At 55.9% G+C, this 21,718-nt stretch carries 18 protein-coding genes; 10 read left to right on the top strand and 8 right to left on the bottom strand.

What is annotated here, in order from left to right:
- Window positions 1–4: 4 nt before the first annotated feature.
- From C4542_02475 to C4542_02450, 6 genes are all read left to right on the top strand, one after another.
- Window positions 5–1,471, top strand: a complete 1,467-nt coding sequence (locus C4542_02475; protein RJO62714.1) for a glutamate--tRNA ligase — start codon at window positions 5–7, stop codon at window positions 1,469–1,471.
- Between the two features lie 132 nt (window positions 1,472–1,603).
- On the top strand, window positions 1,604–2,200 hold the full coding sequence (locus C4542_02470; protein ID RJO62713.1) for a DUF3795 domain-containing protein: 597 nt from the start codon (window positions 1,604–1,606) through the stop codon (window positions 2,198–2,200).
- A complete protein-coding gene (locus C4542_02465) occupies window positions 2,197–2,655 on the top strand; it encodes a hypothetical protein (GenBank protein RJO62712.1) in 459 nt (152 codons plus the stop codon). Before C4542_02470 ends, C4542_02465 begins: the two co-directional genes overlap by 4 nt.
- Window positions 2,624–3,646, top strand: a complete 1,023-nt coding sequence (locus C4542_02460) for a radical SAM protein (GenBank protein ID RJO62711.1) — start codon at window positions 2,624–2,626, stop codon at window positions 3,644–3,646. Before C4542_02465 ends, C4542_02460 begins: the two co-directional genes overlap by 32 nt.
- Before the next feature lie 528 nt (window positions 3,647–4,174).
- The gene (locus C4542_02455) at window positions 4,175–5,623 is read left to right on the top strand and encodes a catalase (GenBank protein RJO62710.1); all 1,449 of its coding nucleotides are present in this window, start codon (window positions 4,175–4,177) and stop codon (window positions 5,621–5,623) included.
- 227 nt (window positions 5,624–5,850) lie between these two features.
- A complete protein-coding gene (locus C4542_02450) occupies window positions 5,851–6,456 on the top strand; it encodes a DUF4389 domain-containing protein (GenBank protein RJO62709.1) in 606 nt (201 codons plus the stop codon).
- Here C4542_02450 and C4542_02445 read toward each other — a convergent pair.
- The 3 genes from C4542_02445 to C4542_02435 form a co-directional block, all read right to left on the bottom strand.
- Window positions 6,453–7,268, bottom strand: coding sequence for a bifunctional DNA-formamidopyrimidine glycosylase/DNA-(apurinic or apyrimidinic site) lyase (locus C4542_02445; GenBank protein RJO62708.1), 816 nt, complete (start codon window positions 7,266–7,268; stop codon window positions 6,453–6,455). The genes C4542_02450 and C4542_02445 overlap by 4 nt on opposite strands.
- Before the next feature lie 8 nt (window positions 7,269–7,276).
- Window positions 7,277–10,018 (bottom strand): DNA polymerase I, encoded by a 2,742-nt coding sequence (gene polA / locus C4542_02440; GenBank protein RJO62749.1) that lies wholly within the window; start codon window positions 10,016–10,018, stop codon window positions 7,277–7,279.
- 249 nt (window positions 10,019–10,267) lie between these two features.
- Window positions 10,268–10,798, bottom strand: coding sequence for a hypothetical protein (locus C4542_02435; protein RJO62707.1), 531 nt, complete (start codon window positions 10,796–10,798; stop codon window positions 10,268–10,270).
- 674 nt (window positions 10,799–11,472) lie between these two features.
- Here C4542_02435 and argF point away from each other — a divergent pair.
- The 4 genes from argF to C4542_02415 all read left to right on the top strand — a co-directional run bounded on the left by argF (window position 11,473) and on the right by C4542_02415 (window position 15,713).
- On the top strand, window positions 11,473–12,411 hold the full coding sequence (argF, locus tag C4542_02430; protein ID RJO62706.1) for an ornithine carbamoyltransferase: 939 nt from the start codon (window positions 11,473–11,475) through the stop codon (window positions 12,409–12,411).
- A gap of 176 nt (window positions 12,412–12,587) precedes the next feature.
- Entirely contained in the window at window positions 12,588–13,958 is a 1,371-nt protein-coding gene (locus C4542_02425) for a ribosome biogenesis GTPase Der (GenBank protein ID RJO62705.1), read from the top strand.
- On the top strand, window positions 13,955–14,626 hold the full coding sequence (locus tag C4542_02420; GenBank protein RJO62704.1) for a glycerol-3-phosphate acyltransferase: 672 nt from the start codon (window positions 13,955–13,957) through the stop codon (window positions 14,624–14,626). The genes C4542_02425 and C4542_02420 overlap by 4 nt, the downstream gene beginning before the upstream one ends.
- A 37-nt stretch (window positions 14,627–14,663) precedes the next feature.
- The gene (locus tag C4542_02415; protein ID RJO62703.1) at window positions 14,664–15,713 is read left to right on the top strand and encodes an NAD(P)-dependent glycerol-3-phosphate dehydrogenase; all 1,050 of its coding nucleotides are present in this window, start codon (window positions 14,664–14,666) and stop codon (window positions 15,711–15,713) included.
- Between the two features lie 413 nt (window positions 15,714–16,126).
- Here C4542_02415 and dnaJ read toward each other — a convergent pair whose 3' ends face one another.
- The 5 genes from dnaJ to hrcA form a co-directional block, all read right to left on the bottom strand.
- Window positions 16,127–17,227, bottom strand: coding sequence for a molecular chaperone DnaJ (gene dnaJ, locus C4542_02410; protein RJO62702.1), 1,101 nt, complete (start codon window positions 17,225–17,227; stop codon window positions 16,127–16,129).
- A gap of 8 nt (window positions 17,228–17,235) precedes the next feature.
- Window positions 17,236–17,625 (bottom strand): hypothetical protein, encoded by a 390-nt coding sequence (locus C4542_02405; GenBank protein RJO62701.1) that lies wholly within the window; start codon window positions 17,623–17,625, stop codon window positions 17,236–17,238.
- Window positions 17,626–17,844: 219 nt separating this feature from the next.
- Window positions 17,845–19,776, bottom strand: coding sequence for a molecular chaperone DnaK (gene dnaK, locus C4542_02400; GenBank protein ID RJO62700.1), 1,932 nt, complete (start codon window positions 19,774–19,776; stop codon window positions 17,845–17,847).
- A gap of 162 nt (window positions 19,777–19,938) precedes the next feature.
- The gene (locus tag C4542_02395) at window positions 19,939–20,511 is read right to left on the bottom strand and encodes a nucleotide exchange factor GrpE (protein ID RJO62699.1); all 573 of its coding nucleotides are present in this window, start codon (window positions 20,509–20,511) and stop codon (window positions 19,939–19,941) included.
- Window positions 20,512–20,529: 18 nt separating this feature from the next.
- Window positions 20,530–21,579: a heat-inducible transcription repressor HrcA gene (gene hrcA / locus C4542_02390; protein RJO62698.1), complete on the bottom strand. Its 1,050-nt coding sequence runs from the start codon at window positions 21,577–21,579 to the stop codon at window positions 20,530–20,532.
- Window positions 21,580–21,718 lie beyond the last annotated feature (139 nt).

The following is a 21,718-nucleotide window of genomic DNA, read 5'->3' as shown; positions in this document are numbered from 1 at the left end:
ACAAATGACCGCACCTGTCCGCGTCCGCTACGCCCCCAGCCCCACCGGTCTGCCCCATGTGGGCAATATACGCACCGCCTTTTTCAACTGGCTCTTCGCGCGCCATATGGGCGGTTCGTTCATTGTGCGCATCGAAGATACGGATGTGGCACGCACCGTGCCGGGAGCGCTGGAGGGCATCCTGGAGGGGCTCAGGTGGTTAGGCATAGACTGGGACGAGGGTCCGGAAGTCAGCGGCAAGTTCGGCCCGTATTTCCAATCGCAGCGGCTGGAGACTTACCAGAGACTGGCCGAGGGGCTGGTGGAGCACGGCTACGCTTACTACTGCCATTGTTCTTCCGAACGGCTGGAGAAGATGCGCGCCGAGCAGACGGCCAGAAAGCAGCCGCCCGGCTATGACCGCTGCTGTCGCGACATGGGGCTGGAGGCCGCCCAGGGCGCCGTCATACGTTTCAAAACGCCGCTTGAGGCCAGAACTACTTTCCACGACCTCATCCGCAGCGAAGTCACTTTCGAAAACGCCACGCTGGATGACTTCGTGCTGCTCAAGAGCGACGGCTATCCGACCTACCACCTGGCCAACGTCATCGACGACCACATGATGGAAATAAGCCATGTCCTGCGCGCCGAGGAATGGCTCTCCAGCACGCCGCGCCATCTCATGCTGTACAACGCCTTCGGCTTCACCCCTCCCCTCTTCGCCCATTTACCCATCATCCTGGGAAGCGATAGAAGCAAGCTCTCCAAAAGGCACGGCGCAGTTTCCATCCTGGAATACAAGGAGCAGGGCTATCTGCCGGAGGCTATGGCCAATTTCCTGGCGTTGCTGGGCTGGGCGCTGGACGACAAGACGGAGCTTTTCTCAAAAGACGAGCTGATTAAGAATTTCTCCATCGAGCGCATCAGCCAGACGTCCGCCATCTTCAACAAGGAGAAGCTGGACTGGATGGACGGCGTTTATATGCGCAAACTGAGCGCGGAAGAGTTCGCCTGCCGCGCGCTGCCCTTCCTGGAGAGAGAACTACCGCCGGAGGTAAAGAGACCGCTGGACTTTGATTATGTCAAACGGGTGCTGCCACTCGTGCAGGAGCGCGCCAAAACCCTCGGTGAAGTGGCCGCAAAAGAGCTTACCTGGTTCTTTTTCGTGGATGAAATAGATTATCCGGCGGAGCTGCTCATAGATAAAAAGCTGGATAAGAAAGCGACGCTGGGGATGCTCGAAGTGGCGCGGGTCAAGCTCGATGAGCTGGCAGCTTTCGACGCCGGCACGCTCGAAAGCATACTGCGCCCCCTGGCCGACGAGATAGGTGTGAAAGCCGGGCAGCTTTTCGGGGCGCTGCGCACCGCCGTCACCGGACTCACCGCCACGCCCCCCCTCTTTCAGACGATGGAGGTGCTGGGGCAGAAAGTATGCCTCAAACGGATTGAGAAGGCTATAGACAAACTAAAAATTCTAAATTCTAATATCTAAATACTAAATAAATTCAAAATAACAATATCAAAATCACGATTTGAATTTAGGGTTTTGTCCTTTGTATTTGTTTAGGATTTGGTGCTTAGTGCTTAGTGCTTAGTGCTTAGAATTTGGTGCTATGGATAACGAATGAAAGCTCAATCTAACAACCATCCTTTGAAAAAATACCCGGCAATCGGCGCTTGCGGGCTGGACTGCGGGCTGTGTCCCAGCCACCACCGGGATACCAAATCCGGCTGCCCCGGCTGCTGCGGCGAGGGTTTCTGGGATGCCCACCCTGGCTGCCCCTTCATCACCTGCTGCGTCAAGCAGAGGGGACTGGACACCTGCGGCCAGTGCAACGAGTTCGAGTTCTGCCCCCGCGTGATGAAACACCTGGAGCAGGCCAAGCACGCCGATTCTACGATTTCTTACATCCCGATAGCCGCCAATTTCGAGTTTGTGCGCAAGAACAGCATCGAGAAGTGGTCTGCGCGCGAAAATGAAAAAATCGCCTTCCTCAAAACACTCCTTGCGGATTATAACGACGGACGCAGCAAGACCTTCTACTGCCTGAGCGTGCAGCTTCTGCCGCTGGATAAGCTCAAACCCGCGTTGACGCAGGCGGAGAAAAAGATAACGGCGGGGATGACACCCAAAGACAAGGCCAAAGTGGTCAGGGAGGCGTTCAACGGAGTGGCGGCGAAATCGGGCGTCGAGTTGAAGCTGAGGAGTGGGAAGAGATGAATATGAATGCAGAACATGAAGAAATTCGACAGGGATTTAAGCATTTCGCCGAAGCACGCAAAGTGTTTTCTAAATATAAGGGTAAATGGTTTATAGGAAACGATAATCATGTGGGGGATATCGGTGAATATTGGACTATGCGCTACTTCTTGAGTGCCAAGCCAGAATTGGCGCCAAGCAGAGTGTCACCATACGATATTGTGCTTGGCGATGGACAAAAATTATCAGTCAAGACTATGTCCAGATGGAATGAAAGTGGAAGAGGTAGCCCGGTAAAAGGTATCATTAATAAAGACTGGGATTGCCTTGTAGCTATAAAATTAGATGAACAATTTGAGGTTGATCAATTTTGTTTAGTACCTCTTGATAAAATTAGCAAACGAATTAAGGATGGCTCACCGTTCATGTGGTGGGGCTGGTTAGATGAATTCCGAAAAGATTTTAATTCACGCTGATAAGCTCAACAATATTATTCCTTCCTACATTTCTCTTTTTAGCGCCGGCGAACTCTCCAAACGCGCCGCCCGCCTGACCGCCCGCCTGGCTTCCTGCGACATCTGCCCGCGCAAATGCGGCGTCAACAGGCTCGAGGGAGAGCGGGATTTCTGCCATTCGGGAGCTCTCCCCATCGTAGCCTCTTACTGCGCCCACCGGGGAGAAGAACCGGCCATATCGGGCACGCGCGGCTCGGGAACCATCTTTTTCGGCAACTGCAACCTGCGCTGCGTTTTCTGCCAGAACCATCAGATAAGCCAGGACTGGCAAAAGCAAAAAGCTAACGAGGTGAGCATCGAGACGCTGGCGGGCTACATGCTGGAGCTTCAGGCGCAGGGCTGCCATAATATCAACCTGGTGTCGCCCTCGCACTTCGTGCCGCAGATAGTGTCAGCGCTGGCTATCGCTGTTCCAAAGGGGCTGAAGATACCTCTGGTATATAACACCAACGCCTACGACAGCCTCGAAACGCTGAAGGAACTGGACGGCATCGTGGACATTTACCTGCCGGACATCAAGTACTCGGACGATAAAAAAGCCGTCAGGTACTCCAGCGCGCCGGACTATACCGCTATCTCGCGCCAGGCTATCAAAGAAATGTTCAGGCAGACAGGGGAGCTGATGCTGGACGGGAAGGAGATAGCCCAGCGCGGAGTAATAGTGCGGCACCTTATACTGCCGGAAAATATCGCGGGCAGCAGAGAATCGCTAAAGTGGCTGGCGCAGGAAGTGTCGCCGGAGGTCACCATCAGCATGATGAGCCAGTATCATCCCACCCATCACGCCTCACGCTTCCCAGAGATAAATCGCCACATCTCGCAGGCGGAATATGACGAAGTGATGCGGGCGCTGGAGGAGGCGGGGCTGGAAAACGGCTGGGTGCAGGGCATGGACGCCCCGCAGAATTATTTGCCGAATTTCGAGAAGGAAGGGCACCCGTTCGAAAAATAATTTACCCTCCCCCTCGATGGAGAGGGAAGGTAAAAGATATTCTCACTGCTTCGTCCGGTCTCGGACCGGCAATATCCGGCTTTTAGTGAGCCTTGCGCTTGCGGCGGGTGAAGCCGAAATTGATGCGCCTGCCGTTGACGGCGGTGCCTTTTTTACCGGCATTCTCCACAAAAGAGGCGGCATCGGTATTGGGCTTTTCGATTTTCTTGGCTGCGGCTTTAGGCACGTTTACTCTCCATCTAGTTCAACTGAAAGCTAATTATAGCATGGACGGCGTTTCAAAGCCAGTTTAACTGAATAGTCCCCAGATTCCGGCCGGTTAAGTATATCCGTCGACCTGGCCACTTGACATCAACCTGGTTTTATTTTAATGACAATCAAGTCCCTCTACGGTTATCTTATCATGCCAGATTTGTTTTAACTTTTTAACATTTTCCAGCCCTGTTTTATGATTTTGTAATGGTTTTATCAGTATACTTCTTTGAGTCCTTATTTTCCCGATGCGCAAATTGAGGAGGGACACATAAGATGGAAAACAAAAATCTTACAACAAATCAAGGCGTACCGGTTACCGACAATCAAAACTCTTTAACCGCCGGACAACGCGGGCCGGTGCTGCTGCAGGATGTCCAGTTCATCGAGAAGATGGCTCACTTCGACCGTGAACGTATCCCCGAGAGGGTTGTCCATGCCAAAGGGGCAGGGGCACACGGCTACTTCCAGGTATACAAGGGCATGGGTCCTTACACTAAGGCGAAATTTCTTCAGGATCCCGTGAAAAAGACACCGGTGTTCGTGCGCTTCTCCACCGTCACCGGAGGCCGGGGCTCGGCGGATACCGTCCGGGACCCCCGCGGCTTTGCCGTGAAATTCTATACCGAGGACGGCAACTACGATCTGGTCGGGAATAACCTCCCGGTATTTTTCATTCGGGACGCCATCAAGTTTCCGGATATGGTTCACGCCTTCAAGGGGGAACCGGATACCAACATGCCGTCCGCTTCTTCCGCCCATAACAGTTTCTGGGACTTCATATCTCTGACCCCGGAATCAACCCATATGATAACCTGGCTTTTTTCCGACCGCGGTACGCCGAAAAGTTACCGCATGCAAGAAGGCTTTGGCGTCAATACCTATGTATGGGTGAATGCCGCCGGGAAAGCAGTGTACGTGAAATACCACTGGAAACCCAGTCTGGGCGTGCAAAACCTGGACCGCCACGAAGCCACCCGCATGGCTGGTACCGACCCCGATTACCTTGTGCGCGACCTTCACGACGCCATCGCCAGGGGGGAAGAGGTCGAGTACGAGCTTAATGTACAGCTGATGGATATAGCCGACGAGTTAAAACAGGATTTTGACCCTCTGGACCCTACCAAGACCTGGCCTGAAAACAAATTCCCGCTGATGCCGGTCGGCAAAATGGTGTTAAACCGTAATCCGGATAATTTTTTCGTCGAAGTGGAACAGGCGGCTTTCTGCCCCGCCAGCATCGTTCCCGGAATTGACTTTTCCGCGGACAAACTTTTGCAAGGCCGGACATTCTCGTATGCCGATACTCAGCGCCATCGGCTCGGAGCGAACTACCTCCAGCTTGGCGTGAACCGCCCTGTAGTGCCGGTTAACAATAATCAGAGGGACGGCGCGATGCAGACCGGCCAGTTCAGCGGCCCCGTCGCCTACGAACCCAATAGCCTGGCCGGCGGCATGCCCCGGGAGTCCCGTGAAGAGGGTACACCGCGCGTATATCAAGTCGAAGGAGCAGCAGTTCGCCAGAAGATAAGTTTAACCAATGATTTCGCACAGGCGGGAGAAAGATACCGCTCTCTGAACAAAATGGACCAGGAGCACATGGTAGACAATCTCATCGCTGACTTGATGAACATTAATAAACCAATACAGAAACGCATGATTGACAACCTGACCAAGGCCGACAAGGCGTTAGGCCAGGCTGTAGCAAAGGGACTTAAACTATAACGGACAACTGCACCCTATATTAAGACCATAAATCTGTTTTGCAAAAAAGAATAAGATGGTGGGCGCTGGTGCGCCCACCATCTTATATAATCCTTTCCCGGAAAGAAATCCGCAGCACCTGAACTGTCTATACTCAAGTACTGCTTTTCCCCCGTCTAGCGGCCATTGACATCAAAAACAGCGGGGAGTAATTTATGCTAGAGTAAAAGTTTAAACAGGAGGTTCGAATGGCAGACGTAAAACCCTATCCGATAACCGTCACAGGTGAACTCTCGGATCCTCCAGGACAATGGCAATGGCTCTTCAAATGGCTGCTGGCCATCCCGCATTATATTATCCTGGCCTTCCTGAGCATCGCCGCTTTCTTCGCCACCGTTTACGCCTTTTTCGCCATCCTTTTTACGGGTAAATATCCGCGCGGCGTATTCGATTTCAACGTGGGTGTCATGCGCTGGAGCTGGCGTGTGGGTTTTTACAGCTATCAGGCCCTCGGAACCGATAAATATCCGCCTTTCAGCCTGGATAAGGGGGGCTATCCGGCCGACCTGGACGTGGAATATCCTGAAAAATTATCGCAAGGGCTGGTGCTGGTCAAGTGGTGGCTGCTGGCCATCCCGCATTATATTATCGTTGCCATCTTCCAGGGCGGGAGGAACACGGTGGGGTTGACCTTCATCCTGTCAATTGTCTGCGGATTCATCGTGCTGTTCACCGGTAAATATCCCGAAGACCTGTTCAAGTTCATCGTCGGCATGAACCGCTGGGTCTATCGCGTTTATGCCTATGCCGCGCTGATGCGTGACGAATACCCGCCGTTCCGCTTCGAGCCCTAGGTCTGGCAACCGGGACAGAAATAGGTGCCGCGCTGGCGCACCACAATACGCTCAACCGGCCCGCCGCAGACGGGACATTCCTCTCCCCTGCGGTGGGCCACTTTAAATCCTTCATGGGCCGTGCCTTGTTCGCCGTCCGGGCGGAAGTAGTTGGCGATGCTGGCCCCTTTGTTGTCAATGGCCTTCTTTAATACGTGCCTGATGGCACGATGCAGGCGCTTTATGTCTTCACCCGATAAACTGTCCGCCGTCCGCAAAGGGTGAATGCGCGCTTCATAAAGAGCTTCGTCAGCGTACATGTTGCCGATGCCAGCGACGACCTCCTGGTCCACCAGCACCGCCTTGACTGGAATCTTGTGTCCCGCCAGCCGTGCCGCGAGAGATTCAGAAGTAAATGCGGTGGACAGCGGCTCAGGCCCCAGTTTATTCAGGACTTCCACGTTCTCGTCCTTGACCAGTTGGAACTTGCCGAACTTGCGCGGGTCTATAAAAAACATGTTCGAGCCGTCGTCGAGGTGGATTACGGCGCGGGTGTGGCTATCGGGCGGCGTTCTCTCGCGGCTCACCAGGAAAGAACCTGTCATGCGCAGGTGCACCAGAATCGAGTCGCCGCTGTCCAGCCGCATGATGAGGTATTTGCCGCGCCTGTCGAGAGAGGCGATAGTCCTGCCCTTGACCCTCGGCTCGAACTCGGCCATAGAGGGGGAGAGCAGCGTTTTGGCCCACAGGAACTCCACCGATTTAATGCGGCGGCCGGTGACGAGGGGGGCGAGCTCGTTCTTGATGGTCTCGACTTCGGGCAGTTCGGGCATGAAAAGCGCTACTCCATCTGGCCCCAGGTACAGCCGATTTTGACGTCCACCTTCACCGGCACGGCGAGTTGTATGGCGCAGCCCATCAGGCGCGGCACAATTTCCTGCATTACGGCGACCTCGCCCTCGGGCACCTCGAATATCAGCTCGTCGTGCACCTGCAGAATGAGCTTGCTGGCGAGCTTTCTAAAATCCATTTCCTCTTCCAGATTGAGCATGGCCACTTTGATGATGTCCGCCGAGGTGCCCTGCACCGGCATGTTGATAGCCATGCGCTCCGCCGCTTCGCGTATCATGCGGTTGGCGGAGTTTATCTCCGGTATGTAGCGCCGCCGCCCCAGCACGGTCTCCACGTAACCCTGGCGGCGGGCGTCCATCTTGGTGTCGTCGAGATAGCGGCGCACGCCGGGATATTTATCAAAGTAGGCGGCTATGAAGCGCTCGGCCTCCTCACGGGAAAACTCGGTTGCCTGCTCCAGCCCGTAGCCGCTCATGCCGTATATAACGCCGAAATTGACCGTCTTGGCCAGGCGGCGCATGTCGGCGGTAACCGCTTTCGAATCCACGCCGAAGAGCTGGGCTGCGGTGGCAGTGTGAATGTCTTCGCCGCGCTCAAATGTGGAGAGTAGCAGGGCGTCCTGTGAGAGGTGCGCCAGGGCGCGCAGGTCTATCTGAGAATAGTCGCCGGAGAGGAGGACGTGGCCGGGCGGGGCAATGAAGGCCCGCCGTATCTCGCGCCCCAGCTCGCCGCGTACAGGTATGTTCTGCAAATTGGGGTCGCTAGACGAGAGGCGGCCGGTGGCCGTGCGCATCTGGTTGAAGCTGGTATGCACGCGTCCGCTACGTGGATTGACCAGCCCCGGTAAAGCGTCTATGTAGGTCGATTTGAGCTTGTTAAGCTGGCGGTACTCGAGTATGAAATCTACCACCGGGTGCGCCCCGCGCAGGGCTTCCAGCACAGCGGCTTCGGTGGACCAGGAGCCTTTCTTTTTCTGCTCGGTGGGCAAATGCAATTCCTCGAAGAGTACCGGCCCGAGCTGCTTGGGCGAGTTGATGTTGAACTGGTGCCCGACGCATTTGTATATCTCGCTCTCCAGCGCGGTAAGCCTGTCCCCCAGGCGAGACGACATATCCTCGAGGAGCTTGCTGTCCAGCATGACGCCGTTTCTCTGCATGCGCACCAGGACGGGCACGAGCGGCATCTCCAGGTCCTCGAAAAGCGAGAAAAGACCCTGTTTCTCAAGTTCTGCTGTGAGCGTTACAGAGAGGCGACTTATGGCATCGGCGCAGGCGCAGGCGTAATCAGATACAGCCTGAACGGAGAGGTGAGATACAGGAATTTGTTTTGCTCCCGAACCTGTGGGTAGAACCGGTAACTCGACACCCAGCCTTCCCAGAGCCAGGCTCTTGAGTTCGAGGGACTGTTCGCCCAGGAGATGTGCCGCTAACATGGTGTCGAATGAGACTCTGCGCGAGTCTATCCCGTACTCATAAAGCAGGCTGGTGGCAAAATTGGCGTTGTGCGCCGATTTTTCGATTTTGAGGTTCTCGAAAACTGGTGAAAGCGCGCGCTTGACCTCGTCCGGCGCAAGCTGAGGCCCTGCCTCCAGTCCGGCGTGCGTCAGTGGAATATAATAAGCCTCGCCGAATGAGGGAGAAATAGCGATACCCACGAGTTGCGCATTCATCGGGTTGCCCGCTCTCGCCACCACATCAAAGGCGAAGTTTTTCGTTTCGTTCAATCGACCCGCCAGCGCTTCGAGTTCCCCGCGAGTGATGACAGTCCGGTACTCCTTCTTCTCTTCGGCGCGGGGCGTCGGGGCGGCCGGCGCTTCCCCCATCAGCGTTCCCTGCACTCCAGAGGTAGCGGACTGAGCTAAAGGCAGGCGGTCTATCAGCTTGAAGAATTCCAGGTCGCGGAAAAGTGCCACTACTTTCTCGCGGTCGAAGTTTTTGACGCGACAGCCCTCCAGGTCAAGCGTCACGGGCGCTTTTACGTCTATAGTCGCCAGCGCCTTGCTCTGGCGCGCGACAGCCTCATTCTGCCTCAGCAGGTCCTGTATGCGCGGCGGCGTCACCTCGTCGATGTGATTGTAAATATCTTCCACACCGCCGAACTGCTGAATGAGCTTGGCGGCCGTCTTTTCGCCGATGCCCTTGACACCGGGGATGTTGTCAGATGGGTCGCCCTTCAGGGCCTTGAGGTCGGCTATCATCTCCGGCGGCACGAGGTACTTTTCCTTGACCTTCTCCGCATCCATTAAGACCGCCTCGCCCATCGTCTTCGGATAGAGCACCCTGACATGCGGCCCCACGAGCTGCATGGCATCGGCGTCTCCGGTGAGGATGACGGTCTCTATTCCCTGCTGCGCCGCCTGGTGCGAGAGGGCCCCCAGCATGTCGTCGGCCTCGAATCCGTCCATTTCATAGACGGGAATGTTGAAATCCTTTACCAGTTCGCGCGTGCGGCTAAGCTGTCCCACCAACTCGTCAGGGGTGGAGGGGCGGTTGGCCTTGTAGTCCTCGAACATGTCGTGGCGGAAGGTCGGCCCTTTTTTATCGAAGGCGACGGCGTAGTGCGTCGGCTTCTGGTCGGCCAGCACCTTGAGCAGCATGGAGGAAAAGCCGTAAACGGCGTTCACCAGCTCGCCGGTGCGGCGGACGGTGAGGGGCGGAAGCGCGTGGAAGGCGCGGTGCACCAGGTTGTTGCCGTCGATGAGCAAGAGGCGGGGTTTTTGAGATTCAGGCATGAGATAATTATAGCAGAGAGAGGATTGCGTAGGTGCCACGGAATGCCCGCGAGAGAACGGGCTCATGATTCATTAACCCTCTTCATAGAAAGTAACGAGTTTATTCGTGTAAACAACCGCCTGCGAAGTTGGTATCAGGCGGTAAACAGGCGGAGGCCGATTGCCCCCTCTTCAAATTGCAATAATAGTTATTTATTTCAATGAAACGCATGCCAAGTTTCAGCCAATCGACGTTACCCGTTATTTTCTTTACTGTATCCTATAGGAATCTCCGCCAAGCACGATAATCCCATAATTACCTTTATTCTTAAAAGGGACCATATAATAACTCCCACTGACTACATCCTTTAAGGAGATTTCAAAGCAGTTATCCAGCGATGGTTGGGTGTTCCACTGTCCGCAAAGAACATACTCATAGGTATGGGTGCCCAAAAGGGGAAAGTCTTCTATATTTCCAGTTTTAGCTTGACAATACATGGTGAGTACTTTGCCCTTGATTGTTAGAGTTCTAGTTCCCAGATAGGCGTCAGACACATAAGAGCCTGGGGGTATCTGGGCAGAGCTTATTCCTGCTACTTTGCTTAGTTCTTGTAGGTATGGGTCGTTTTGTTGTGTGGGAATGGGTGTTGACGACATGGTCGTCGGTGTAACGGTAGCGGTGACTGTGAGGGTATATGGTGTTTGTCCAGATTGATTTTCAGTTTTAGAGCATGCGGTAAGGACAGTAACTTGGAGTGTCACAAGGACTACATTGAGAAGTAACTTGATTAGAATTTTCACATCTGGCTCCTAATTTATTGACACTTGTGTACTCAACAAATCCTAATGCTCTCTGACCGTTCCGAACTCATGAGTTCTTTGTGGCAATATATACAGATGTACACGATTTTCTTTGCAAGAGTATTCGACCTCTGGTAACCTTGCGATACAAGCACAAGCAATCCTATACGCAGGGGTAATGCTGGGTTCAAATTCGCCACATTTTACCAGGTTCTCCCAAATTATTTTAAATGTTCTTCGGGGAACTGCCGTGGCAGCCCCTCTTCCCCGGGGCGGATCTGCATACCGAATCATTTCTTTATCATTGAACTTGAAAATATGGTTTTTAGAATTTTGACAAAGGGTTTCGACATCCGTGCCTTCCAATTGTTTTAATTCTGTCCAGACTCCATCAATAGTTTTCTCTGAATGCATAATTGTTATACCTCCATTGCTTATTATAGTCCCTGAGTCAAGTAAACCAACGGCTTTCGCAACTCTCCTAGAAGCGTAAGGCGGGGTTGTGATTTAACGTATTATACAAAGTTCTTGAGGCATTATTATGGAATATTTACCCCAACAGGATATTTACAAGCTGGTGCAGAAGCGCAAGGCGTAGCTCTCATAGGCTTATCGCCCATCCCCCACCCCCTTTTGTATGCTATACTTAGGCACTTACACTGACGGGGTGACTTATGCAGACGAAGGATTTTCTTTCCATATCCGACCTCTCCAGCACCGACCTGAAGCTGCTTCTGGCCGATGCCGTTGAGCTGAAATCCATGGGCTGGACGACCGCGCTCAGCAATAAGACGCTGGCGCTGCTCTTTGAAAAGCCATCGCTGCGCACCCGTGTCAGCTTCGAAATGGCCATGCGCCAGCTCGGCGGCCAGGTGATATACCTTTCGCCTGCCGAAGTGGGTCTGGGCAAGCGCGAATCGGTGCCGGACGTGGCGCGCGTGCTGGCAACATACGTGGACGTCTTGGCCGCCCGCGTTTTCAGCCATGAAACGCTTGAGGTTCTCGGCAGATACGCCGACATCCCCATCATCAACGCCCTTTCCGACCGGGAGCACCCCTGCCAGGCGCTGGCCGACCTGCTCACCATTTTTGAAAACAAGGGAGACCTCAAGGGGCTGACTCTGACTTTCATCGGCGACGGCAACAACGTGGCCGCCAGTTTAGCCCTGGCCTGCGCTCTGGCGGGCATGAACTTTAACATCGCCACGCCCGAAGGTTACGAGCTCAACAGCAACATCATGGAGCGGGCTCAAATATCGGCGGAAAACAGCGGCTCCGAAATCGAAACCGGGCATGACCCGCGCCTCGCGGTGAGGGGTGCCGACGTGGTCTATACCGACACATGGACCAGCATGGGGCAGGAAGCGGAAAACACTGCGCGCATCAAGGCCTTTACGGGCTTCCAGGTGGACAGCGCGCTGATGTCGCTGGCCGACCCTGAAGCCATCTTCATGCACTGCCTGCCGGCGCATCGAGGGCAGGAAGTCTCGGACGAGGTTATCGAGAGCCGCGCCTCGGTGGTATTCGACCAGGCCGTGAACCGCCTGCACGCGCAAAAAGCAGTGCTGGCGCAGCTTCTTGGCGGAACTGGCATCCTGCAGAGCTGCCGCTAGATTGTGTCGCTCTCAAGCTTAAACTGTCATTCACACAGCAACAAGATAATATTGTCATTCCCGCGAAAGCGGGAATCCAGATAAACACTGAGACTGCTGGATTGTCGGGTCAAGCCCGACAATGACAAGGAAATTTTGGGGACTTGTTATTAAAATCAAAATGAGAATTAAAAATCATGGATGCAAATAATCAAAACGCTCCCAAGAGTGAAACTCGTCTTCCCCACACGCGGCCGCTGGTGGCCATCGTCGGGCGGCAGAACGTGGGCAAGTCCACGCTGCTCAACCGCCTGGCCGGCCGGCGCATCGCTATCGTGGAGGACCTGCCCGGGACCACGCGCGACCGCCTCACAGCCGACGTGAGCTGGCTGGATAAAGAGTTCACCGTCATCGACACGGGCGGAGTGGAGGCCAAGGGGAGTTCCTCTTTCACCTCGGAAATCAACCGCCAGGTGGACATCGCCATCGTAGAAGCCGACCAGATACTCTTCCTAGTGGACGCCAAGGACGGCCTGATGCCCAGCGACCAGGACCTGGCAACCCTGCTGCGCCCGGTCAAGGAGCGCGTGATGCTGGTGGTTAATAAGGCCGATAACGATAAGCTGGACATGGCCGCGCCCGAGTTTTCGCGCCTGGGTCTGGGCGAGCCTATAGCCATCAGCGCCTATCACGGCAGGGGCATCAACGACCTGCTGGACGCCCTGCTGGCGCGCCTGCCGGCCTCTCCCGCCGCTACCGCCGTCAAACCCGCTGAGGGACTCAAAATTGCCATCGTGGGGCGGCCCAACGTGGGCAAGTCCATGATACTCAACCGCCTGCTGGGTGAGGAGCGCGTCATCGTGAGCGCCATCCCGGGAACAACGCGCGACGCCATCGATACCGCTATTGACTTTGGCGGTCAAAGCGTTATACTTATAGATACGGCTGGCATCAAAAGGCGGGGTCGTCAGGGCGGCGGGGTGGACAAATACAGCGTCATCCGCTCGCTTGAAGCCATTGACCGCGCAGATATAGCTCTCCTGGTACTCGATGCCGGCGAACTGGTTACGGCACAGGACTTACACGTCGCCGGATATATTCAGCAGGCCTTTAAGGGCGTTATTATTGTAGTGAACAAATGGGACCTGGCTAAGACTTTGGACAAGAATGAAGTCACCCGCTGCCTGCGGGCCAATCTGAAGTTCATGCGGTATGCCTCCATCCTCTACACATCAGCCATGGACGGTACAGGTATATCCGACATTATGCCTCAGGCAATAGAGGTCTACAACCAAAGGCTCAAGCGCATCGGCACAGCCGAACTCAACAGCACGGTACAGCAGGTGCTGGCAGCGCATACCCCCCCTCATAAAGGCATGCATCTTCTAAAATTTTTCTACGCCACTCAGGCGGAAGTCAACCCCCCGACCTTCGTTTTCTTCGTTAATGACGCCGCGCTGATGCACTTCTCGTATCAGCGCTATCTGGAAAACCAACTCCGTCGTAATTTCGGTTTCGAAGGTACACCGCTGCGCCTCATTTTTAAGACCAGAGGTGAGAAGAAATGATAGTCGCCAGGTTCATTCTGGTAGCCCTCATCGGCTATCTTCTGGGTTCGATTCCCTTCGGGCTTATCGTAAGCAAGATGCAGGCCAAGGTCGATATCCGCAACTACGGCAGCGGCCGCACCGGCGGCACTAACGTGCTGCGCACGCTGGGGCGCAAGGCCTTCGTCATGGTGGCCGCAGGCGACGTGCTCAAGGCTGCCGTGGCCGTGCTGCTCGCCGGTGCTATCGTAGGCGACGGCAATCTGAGTATGGGTAATCTCAACCTGGGAAGACTGGCTGCCCAGTCATTGGCCGGTTTATGCGCTATCATGGGTCACATCTTCCCGGTGTTCGCCAAATTCAAGGGCGGGCGCGGCGTGGCCACTTTCATCGGCGGTCTGGCCGTCATCAGCCCGGTAGCCGCCCTCTTCGGCGGAGAAATACTCATCATAAGCGCCGGACTCTCCGGGTTCGCCTCACTCGGCAGCATCACCGGCGTGGTCAGCGCCTACGCTATCATGATACCTCTCACCGTGATTTACGGAGTACCCATCGAATACCTCTATTACGTCCTCATCGGCGCGCTCATTATATTGATCGCCCACCGCGACAACATCAAGCGCCTGCTCTCCGGCAAGGAACGCAAGCTGAACCAGAAGGCCGCCTCGCGTTCCGGCATGGCGGCCTGAGGCGTTCCGGCTCTTTTATTGAGAGATTAACAAGAGCATGGCCAAAATCTGCGTTATCGGCACTACCAGCTGGGGCATGACTCTGGCCATACTGCTAGCCCGCCGGGGAACCGACGTCAAGCTGTGGGCGCGCACCGAGGAAGAGGCCGAAAAGCTGCGCAGCAAGGGCCCCGACCGTCATGTAATGGGCAACACCGCGTTCCCCCCCTCTCTCAGCGTCACCTCTTCGGTTAAAGAGGCGATGTCCCTCGCAAGCGTTGTCATCATGGCTGTGCCGTCCCAGACCATGCGCCAGAACATGCGCATCATCAAACCATATCTGAAGACCTATAAGCTCATCGTCAGCGCCGCCAAAGGCCTCGAAATCGGTTCCAACAAGCGCATGTCCCAAGTCATCGCCGACGAAATAGACCCCGTTTATCACAAGAATATCTGCGTTATATCGGGGCCTAACCTGTTCCGCGAGGTCCTGGATGACCTGCCCGCCGCTGCCGTGGTGGCCGCCAAAAACGAGGCCGTCGCCCAGAAGGCGCAGAAACTCTTCAGCGGGCCGAACTTCTCGGTCTATACCAACCACGACATGATAGGCGTGGAGCTGGGCGGGGCGCTCAAGAACGTCATCGCCCTGGGGGCGGGCATGGTGGACGGGCTGGGCTACGGCGACAACGCCAAAGCCGCTTTCATCACGCGAGGACTGACTGAGATGGCCGCCTTCAGCGTGGCACTGGGAGCCAGCCCCATGACGCTTTCCGGGCTGGCCGGGCTGGGGGACCTTATCGCCACCTGCGCTTCGAACCTCAGCCGTAACCACCAGGTAGGCATGGAACTTACCAGGGGAAGACCGCTGGACGAAATACAGGCATCGATGACGGGCGTGGCCGAGGGTGTCGCTACCACCGCCGCCGTATGGGACCAGGCCAAATTGCTCAATCTGGAAATGCCTATCACTGAGAAAATCTACCGCATTCTTTACCAGGGCGCTGCTGTATGCGATGTCATACCGGAGATACTGGGCACCAGTTGCCGCCACGAACTGGCGGGACGGCGCTGGAAACTCTTCTCCGGCAGGGGCAGGCACAGGCACTAGGCATATATACCTGCCATTGCGAGGGGACCCGATTCAATCGGACGACACGGCAATCTCCGCCAAGTAGTCACCCTTCTTCATGATTCTATTGGCGAGAATGCCATGCCCCTCCAGATGCTTCAGCCGCCCATCGCGGCTTCCAGCATAGAATATCGCACGGTCTGTCCATTCTGGAGGCCATATTGGATGGCCGAAGAATCTGGCGGGGCGGGGAAATGTGCACAGCCAGATTTTACATGGGATAAAAAACACGGTATTAATCGGCGTCCGACTCTACTAATCGGCTTGCCGATGTCCGATATTCTCACGTCGGCCTGTACTTTCGATGAGTTCAAAAGCAACTCCTTGTCACCCATAAAAAGAGGCCGCGCTTTTCCAGCACGGCCTCTTTGATTCTATCGATAGGTGAGAGTCTATTCCGATTCTTTCTTCTTCTTTTTGCCCTCGAAGCTATCGGCCAACTCCTCGAAGAGGCGCTTCTGTTCTTTGGTCAGCTTTTCGGGCGTCGCCACGACGAGCCGCACCAGCTGATCGCCCTTGCCTGAGCGGCGGAAATGCGGGATGCCCTTGCCCTTGAGTATGAACACCTCTCCCGCCTGGCTGCCCGCCGGAACTTTGAGAGGCATGTCGCCGTAGAGCGTGGGAATGGTGACGTCCGCGCCCAGAGCCGCCTGCGCGAAGTTTACTTTGAGGTCGTAAACGATATTGCTGTCCTCGCGGCGGAAAAACTCGTGCGGTTTCACCTGTAAGCCCACGATGAGGTTGCCTGCCATGCCGCCGCGCTCGCCGGCGTTGCCCTGGCCGCTCATCTGAAGGTTCATGCCGTTATCCACACCAGCCGGAATGGTGAGATTGATGCTGCGCTCGAAGCGCTCGTGCCCGCTGCCGTGGCAATGGGTGCAGGCTTCAGTGACTATCTTGCCGCTGCCGCCGCACCTGGGACAGGCGGCGATATTGGTAAAGCGTCCGAAAAGGCTCTGCTGCACGCGCTGCACCCTGCCGCTCCCCTTGCACTCGGGGCACTGTACAGGCTGCGTGCCGGGTTTGGCGCCGCTGCCATGGCACACCGAGCAGTTTTCGGTGCGGGTGATGCGCAGTTCTTTATCCACGCCGAGGGCGGCTTCTTCGAAGGTGAGTTCCAGCAGGTACTGTATGTCGCCGCCGCGCACCGGGGCGGTGCGGCTGGTGGTGGCCGCATCGCTGAAAAAATTGTAAAAATCCTCGAAAATGCTGCCCACGCCGCCGCCCATGCCGCCGAAACCGAAGTCCTCGAAGCCGCGTGAAGCCCCGTCCACTCCGGCGTGCCCGAAGCGGTCGTAGGCGCGGCGCTTTTCGGGGTCGCACAGCACCTGGTAGGCCTCGCTGGCTTCCTTGAACTTGTCTGATGCGCCGTCCCTAGCATTTTTATCCGGATGATACTGGAAGGCCAGTTTGCGGAAAGCCTTCTTGATATCATCTTCGCTGGCGTCCCTGCTCACGCCCAGCACTTCATAATAATCGCGTTTTATAGCCATGTCAGCCCCTATTTCGCCCTTCTGGATTCCTTGGAAAAATAGTCGAAAAATACGTATGCGAAGGCCGCCGTCCTGGCCCATCCGGGCACCGCCTGGTGGCGCATTATGTTAACCATGTACTGCCTGGTGGACTTCGGCCTGCGGTGCATCTCCATGCGAACAGAGGTTTCCTCAGCCTGAGCGAGCCGGCGGTCGTAGAGCTTGCGCCGGGCGGGGTCGCTCAGTACCTCATAAGCCTCGATGATGCCCTTCAGCTTCTTGTTGGCCCAGGCCTCTTTTCCCGGATTGTGGTCGGGATGATAGCGCATGGCCTTTTTGCGGAAGGCCGCTTTTATCTGCGGGGTGCTCGCATCACGGCGCACCGTAAGAACCCTGTAATGGTCGCGAGTTGTTGCCAAACCGATACTCTTTCCTCAGGTAGGCATTGTTATTAATGCCGAAGGCTCGACCTCATCCCTTATGTCCATAGGAAAAGTTACTGTCTTGCCAGATCCTTCGCCCGCCTGTGGCGGACTCAGGATGAGAATAATTCGGACTTAGGAGCGAAGGGCTGGAAAAATGTCTCCAGCCCTTCGTTTTTTCACCAGCTATATTATAGCCTCACCGTGGTCTAAACGCTAGACCTCACGGAATTCGCCTTCAACGGTGCCCTCGTCGGGTTTGCCACCGGGAGGCGGTTCGGTGTCACCCTGCTCTCCGCCCTGAGGAGGAGGCTGTTGGCCCTGGCCACCTTGCTGTCCATAGACGTGACTTCCGGCCTTCTGCATAGCCTTCGAGAGTTCCTCTGTGGCGCTCTTCATGCGCGAGGTATCGTTTGCCGTGATGGCCTGCTTGAGCTCACTCACCTTATCTGTTATCTCGGTAGCGATATCGGCAGGTATCTTGTCTTTGTTATCCGCCAGCATCTTCTCGGCCTGATAAGCCATGCTGTCGGCCATATTGCGCGCCTCGGCTTCTTCCTTGCGCTTGGTGTCTTCGGCGGCATGAGCCTCGGCCTCTTTCTGCATCTTGTCGATATCTTCCTTGGAAAGGCCTGTAGAGACGGTGATGGTTATCTTCTGTTCCTTGCCGGTGCCCTTGTCGCGCGCCTTGACGTTGAGGATGCCGTTGGCATCGACGTCGAAGGTCACCTCTATCTGGGGGATGCCGCGCGGGGCGGGCAGGATGCCGTCCAGCACGAACTTGCCCAGCTGGCGGTTGTCGGCGGACATGGGGCGTTCGCCCTGCAGCACGTTGATCTCCACGCTGGGCTGATTGTCGGAGGCCGTGCTGAACACCTGTGTCTTGGAGGTGGGGATGGTGGTGTTGCGCGTGATGAGCGGCGTGGCCACCCCGCCCATGGTCTCGATGCCCAGAGTGAGCGGCGTCACGTCGAGGAGAAGAACATCCTTGACCTCGCCCTTGAGAACGCCGGCCTGGATGGCGGCGCCCACGGCCACCACCTCGTCCGGGTTGACGCCCTTGTTGGGCTCCTTGCCGAAGAGTTCTTTGACCTTCTGCTGCACCAGCGGCATGCGCGTCTGGCCGCCGACGAGGATGACCTCGTCAATCTGGGAGGCATTTTTGCCGGAATCGGCGAGCGCCTGGCGGCAGGGCCCCATGGTCTTTTCCACCAGGTCCATCACCAGTTGCTCCAGCTTGGAACGCGACAGGTTGATGTTGAGATGTTTTGGCCCGCTGGCGTCGGCAGTGATGAAGGGCAGGTTGACATCGGTGGACTGCACGGTAGATAGTTCTATCTTGGCTTTCTCGGCAGCTTCCTTGAGACGCTGCATGGCCATCTTGTCCTTGCGCAGGTCGATGCCCTGGTCGCGCTTGAACTCGTCCGCCAGCCAGTCCATGATTTTCTGGTCGAAGTCGTCGCCGCCCAGGTGCGTGTCGCCGGCGGTGGACTTCACCTGGAAGGTGCCCTCTCCCAACTCAAGAATGGAGATATCGAAGGTGCCGCCGCCCAGGTCGTACACGGCGATGGTCTCGTCTTTCTTTTTATCCAGGCCGTAGGCCAGCGCTGCCGCCGTGGGCTCGTTGATGATGCGCAGGACTTTCAGCCCGGCGATTTGCCCGGCGTCCTTGGTGGCCTGGCGCTGCGAGTCGTTGAAATAGGCCGGCACGGTGATAACGGCCTCCGTCACCTTTTCGCCCAGATAGGCCTCGGCATCGGCCTTGAGCTTCTGCAGTATCATGGCCGAAATTTCGGGCGGGCTGTATTCCTTGCCTCCCATGACCATCCTGACTTCGTTATTGGGGCCGCGCGTCACTTTATACGGCTTGCGCTTGGCGTCTTCTTCAACTGTAAGTTCGCGCCCGGACGGTTCGCCGAACTTGCGTCCCATGAAGCGCTTGGTAAGATAGATGGTATTCTCTGGATTGACGATGGCCTGACGGCGGGCTACCTGCCCCACCAGCCTCTCGCCGGTCTTGCTGACCGCCACCACCGAAGGGGTGATATTGCCGCCCTCGGCTGAGGGGATAACCACCGGCTCGCCGCCCTGCATGACGGCTATTTCACTGAAAGTGGTGCCCAGGTCGATTCCAACTGCTTTTGACATGTTCTAAATACTCCTCTCTTTGTACTAAAAGTAATTGATTTCCGAAATTCTAAGCACTAAGCACCAAATCCTAAATAAATCCAAATGACCGAATGCCTCATTTTGAATTTTTAACTTTGACATTATTTAGTATTTAGATATTAGAATTTAGAATTTTTCGTATTATTCTTCCATCGAAGACTCGTTTTCCGAATCCCCTTCGCCGTTGCCGACCATCACGCGGGCCGGTCTGAGAACCCGGTCGGCCAGCTTGTATCCCTTTTCCAGTTCCATCACTACCAGACCTTCAGGACCGGGGGCCGAGCCGGAGGCCTCGTGCAGGTTAGGGTCGAAGAACTCGCCCTGCGCTTTGATGGCAGTGAGCCCTACTGACTCTAGAACGCTTTCCAGCTTGCGCGCGATGCCGTTGATGCCTCCCACCCACGGTTCTTTAGCCATGGATGGCGGCACAGCGCCGACAGCACGCTCGAAATCGTCCAGCACGGGCAGTATTTTGAGGATTAGCCCGGCATTAGCGTATTTGGCGGCGTCGATTTTGTCCTGTTCCAGTCGCTTCTTAAAATTGACGAAGTCCGCCTGCCCGCGCTGCCAGCCTTCCAAGTATTCCTGAGCCTTGGCTTTGGCGTCTATGATCTCCTGTTTGAGCGCGGCGATATTTACCACGGGCTCTAGCTCCTCTGGCCTTTCTCTTATTTCACCACGCTCCGGCATGTCTTCGAATCTGGGATCAAGCATCTTTCCATCCTGTAAAGATTAGTTGTGCGTTTCGCGGCCATGCCCCCTGGGCATAACGCCGTATAGTTCGGTCACCAGCAGACTGATAAGGGAGGAAACATAGCTTATAACGGCTATGGTGCGCTCGTATTCCATGCGAGTGGGCCCCACCACGGCGATGCTGCCGAGCGGCTCATCCGGCAGTCCGTAGCGGCTGATGACCAGGCTGCAGTCCTGCACGGCTTCGTCCTTGTTCTCGCGCCCGATGATGACGCGTATCCCGTGTTCGGCCGGGTTTTCAGGTATCATCAACTCGGCCAGCTTCTTCTGTTCCGCCAGGTTGATAAGATTGACCAGGCGCGGCCCCTGGCTGAACTCCGGCTGGTTGATGAGGAAATGCCAGCCTTCGAGGAAGAGCCCCTGCCCGCTCTGCGCGTCCTCGGCCTGCATCATGTGAAGCACGTGTTCCGCCACGCGTCTTTCCGCCGGCGTAAGGTTTTCCATTTTGGAGGCTATTTGCGCCGCAGACTGCGTGGCAAAGAGCTTGCTGAGGCGTCCCGCCATATGCGTCAACGTTTCCTGGGTAGAGGGCTCTTCGAAATTCACCAGTTGCTGGCGCACCTTGGCCCCATGCAGCACCAGCACCACCAGGGCCATTTGCGGCTGGATGGATACCAGCTCCATGTGCTTGAATTTGGCGGCCGCCGGGCGCGGCGTGGTCACCACGGCCACGTTTTTAACCTGCTGTGCCAGCAATGTAACCGCCAGGTTGAGCCACTCCTCGAGTTTGTCCTCTACCTGGTGGAAGAGGTGGTTGATAAGAAACTGTTCCTCCAGTGGCAGTTCAATGCCCTTGAGCGAGCCGACGTAGTGCCGGTAACCCTTGTCCGAGGGCACGGAACCCGCGGCGTGATGCGGGCGCGAGATATAGCCTTCTTCCTCCAGGCGGACCACATCGTTGCGCACGGTGGCCGAGCTCACGTCCAGCCCGCACTCGTCCAGCACGCTGGATGAGGATACGGGCATAGCCCGCGAGATATACTGGCGGATGATGGAGCTAAGGATTAATTCTTCACGAGGTCGCAGCATATAATTAGCAATCTATTGTTGAGACTGCTAACAATTTAGCATGTCTAACACTGTTTTGTCAAGGGGTATAGGTCCAATTATTGACGCTTGAGGCAGGTGCGCCTCCTCCCTCTCTAGTACTGATTGACACCCACCCGCA

The sequence above is a fragment of the Dehalococcoidia bacterium genome, assembly GCA_003597995.1.
In the GTDB taxonomy this organism is placed as follows: domain Bacteria; phylum Chloroflexota; class Dehalococcoidia; order Dehalococcoidales; family UBA1222; genus SURF-27.
The sequence above is the reverse complement of the archived record's forward strand: the minus strand, read 5'-3'. Positions and strand labels throughout refer to the sequence as shown.